This is a genomic window from Fusibacter sp. (genome assembly GCF_057447755.1).
In genome coordinates this window covers 1-3,328 of record NZ_JBVBZF010000369.1, presented here as the reverse complement: position 1 = coordinate 3,328, position 3,328 = coordinate 1, and the positions used below count along the sequence as shown (strand labels likewise).

Annotated in this window: 3 protein-coding genes; all 3 read left to right on the top strand. The window is 40.8% G+C overall.

What is annotated here, in order from left to right; all coding sequences use genetic code 11:
* The coding region (locus AC220I_RS20300; RefSeq protein ID WP_486725689.1) for an FGGY-family carbohydrate kinase at positions 1-1,230 on the top strand (1,230 nt) is incomplete at its 5' end.
* A 70-nt stretch (positions 1,231-1,300) separates the two neighbouring features.
* The gene (locus tag AC220I_RS20295) at positions 1,301-2,377 is read left to right on the top strand and encodes a substrate-binding domain-containing protein (RefSeq protein ID WP_486725688.1); all 1,077 of its coding nucleotides are present in this window, start codon (positions 1,301-1,303) and stop codon (positions 2,375-2,377) included.
* 91 nt (positions 2,378-2,468) lie between these two features.
* The coding region (locus tag AC220I_RS20290; protein WP_486725687.1) for an L-arabinose isomerase family protein at positions 2,469-3,328 on the top strand (860 nt) is incomplete at its 3' end.

Sequence of the window (3,328 nt, the reverse complement as noted above, 5' to 3'; positions counted from 1 at the left end):
TTGTTTGAGTATCCTGTTCCCCAAAGATGGTCCATAGCCCATCATTATCAGGCCTTGCTCAATGATGAAAAACACCTAGATCAGATTGCTTTTATGACGACGATTGCAGGCTATATTCATTGGAAGCTCACGGGGCAAAAGGTTGTCGGTATAGGTGAGGCCTCAGGGATGTTCCCAATAGACATCCATACCAAGAATTACAACTCGACCATGCTGGGTAAATACAATGCCATATTGGCGAATAGGGGCATGCCTTATGAATTAGAGTCCATTTTACCAAAAGTCTTGTTAGCAGGCCAGAATGCTGGAGTGCTAACTCTGGAAGGGGCAAGATTGCTGGACCCATCTGGTGACCTTATGTCAGGTATTGTACTTGCACCACCTGAAGGTGATGCTGGAACTGGCATGGTTGCGACCAATTGTATTTCCAAGCGAAAGAGCGTCGTCTCTGCCGGTACATCCGTGTTTGGCATGGTAGTTTTAGAAGAGGATTTAGGGGCAGTCTATAAAGAAATCGATCAGGTAACAACACCATCAGGAGATCTTGTTGCAATGGTTCATGCCAATAATTGCTCCTCTGACATAAACGCTTGGGTAGGTCTTTTTAAGGAGGTTATTGATTTATCTGGTCTTGAGATTGACGACTCAAGGTTATATGAAATACTCTTCAAAGCCTCATTGATGGGTGATGACAACTGCGGTGGTCTATTGACCTATGGTTATTTGTCTGGAGAGCATATCACAGGGTTTGAAGCAGGTATGCCCCTTTTCTTAAGAAGGCCAGACAGTCAATTTAATATTCCAAATTTCATGCGTGCCCATTTGTTTTCAGCATTCGGTGCAATCAAGATTGGATTTGATATCTTGCTTGAAAAAGAAAGGATTGGAATAGATGAAGTTCTTGGCCATGGTGGCATCTTCAAAACGGAGGGGGTTGCACAGAGATACCTCGCAGCGGCAATAAAAACACCAGTGTCGGTAATGGAGACAGCCGGCGAAGGCGGTCCTTGGGGGATGGCGATTCTTTCTGCATACCTAGACCGTGACTTAAAAACAGACACATTGGATCTTTATCTGATGAAAAATGTCTTCAAAAATGCATCAAAGCAAACCCTATTACCAGTGGAGAATGATGTCCAAGGTTTTTCAGCTTATATGAACCATTACAAGGTGGGTCTAAGTGTTGAAAAAGAGGCTGTGACACAATTCTACGCAAATAATAGTTTATAGTCATCAAAATGATTTTATGTTACAATGAGTTTGTATCGTACCTTGAATACCAGATAGTAAGGAGAACACTTTGGCAGCGTTAAAATATCAACAGGTTAAAAACTACATTATTGACTCTATGCAAGCGGAAAATCTCAAATATGGTGATCCAATTCCAACTGAAAGTGAATTGATGAAAATGTTTGATGTCAGTAGACACACCGTTCGACGAGCTCTAAGTGATTTGGTCAATGAAGGCTGGCTTTACACCATGCAGGGAAGTGGAACCTATGTTTCAGATCCCAATGCTGATATGAACATCAGTGGTAAGATGGTAGGCATCATTACAACTTATTTTAGAGATTATATTTTCCCTGATATCATCTCAGGCATGGACGATGTCTTTTCAGAAGAGGGTTACAGTCTTCTTCTTGGTACAACAAAGAACAACAGCACAAGAGAACGTGTTGTTTTAAATAATATGTTAAACAATCAGCTTGCAGGTCTTATTGTAGAACCTTCTAAAAGTGTTTATCCCAACCCAAATATACAGTTGTACAGAAAATTTATAGAACGCGGCATTCCTGTATTGTTCATCCATGCAACCTATCGAGCACTTGAAACTTCATATATCATCCAAGACGATGTATATGCAGGTTATATTGCGACCAAGCACTTGCTCGATTCAGGTCATAAGGATATTCTAGGCATTTTTAAACAAGATGATATGCAGGGACACGGTCGTTGTCAAGGCTATCAAAATGCACTGGAAGCGGATGGCGTAAAAACAGCAGAGGATTATGTGAAGTGGTTTACAACAGAAGACAGCCTCAAAGCGGTCTCAGAAGAAAACCTAAAACTTTGGCTAAGCGAGAATCCAAAGGTGACGGCCTTTGTATGCTATAATGACAAGCTAGCGGTAAATCTCTTGAATTCACTTTTGGCCTTGGGCTATTCAGTGCCTCAGGATTATTCGATCGTCAGCTTTGACAACTCAAAACTGGCCAATACAATGGTTACTAAGCTGACAAGTGTTGCGCATCCAAAGGCTGAACTCGGTGAAAAAGCAGCACATCTTTTGATTGAGCTTATGAAAAATCCAAATCAAATATTTGAAGAAGTCATGAAACCAGAACTGGTCATTGGTGATTCAACTCGAAAAATATAAAGTTTTTAAAGGACATCCCTGATGTCCAAAAAAACGTTTATAGTTGTACGTATAAAATCAGAGATACATCTGCACATATAGGAGGTTAGTTATGATAAAAAAGAATTATGAGTTTTGGTTTATTACAGGAAGTCAGCATTTATATGGAGAAGAGACTTTAAGGCAAGTTGAAATAGATTCAAAAGAAATCGCCCATTATTTACATGAAAATGGGGGGTATCAGTATCCAGTTAAGTTCAAGGCTGTACTCAAAACAACAGATGAGATTTCAGACTTAATTGACCAAGCGAACACCAACAAGAATTGTGCGGGTTTAATTGGTTGGATGCATACATTTTCGCCAGCAAAGATGTGGATAAAAGGCCTGTCAAAGCTCAATAAGCCCTTTGTACAGCTCCATACACAATTTCACAAGGAGATTCCATGGGAAACCATTGATATGGACTTCATGAATCTCAATCAAACCGCTCATGGCGGTAGAGAGTTTGGCTTTATAAATGCGAGACTGAGAATGCCGAGAAAGATTATCGTGGGTCATTATCAGGAAGCGACAGTCTTAAGAGACCTTGGACGTTTTCTCAATGTGGCAGTTGCCATCAATGAAAGCCGCACCTTAAAGATTGCAAGATTTGGAGACAATATGAGAAATGTCGCTGTAACAGAAGGCGACAAAGTTGAAGCTGAAATCAAATTTGGATGGTCAGTGAATGGCTTCGCAGTGGGTGATTTGGTTGAAGTTGTGAACGCAATACCCGAACAAGCTGTAGATCAGTTGATGGCAGAATATCAAAGCTTATATGATATTCCAGACCAGTCTCCAGAGGCAATGGCTTCTATCAGAGTTCAAGCGAGAATAGAGCTTGGGATTGAGAAGTTTTTGGTGGAGGGTGACTTTGGTGGTTTTACAACCACTTTTGAAAACCTATATGGCTTAAGCCAGTTGCCGGGATT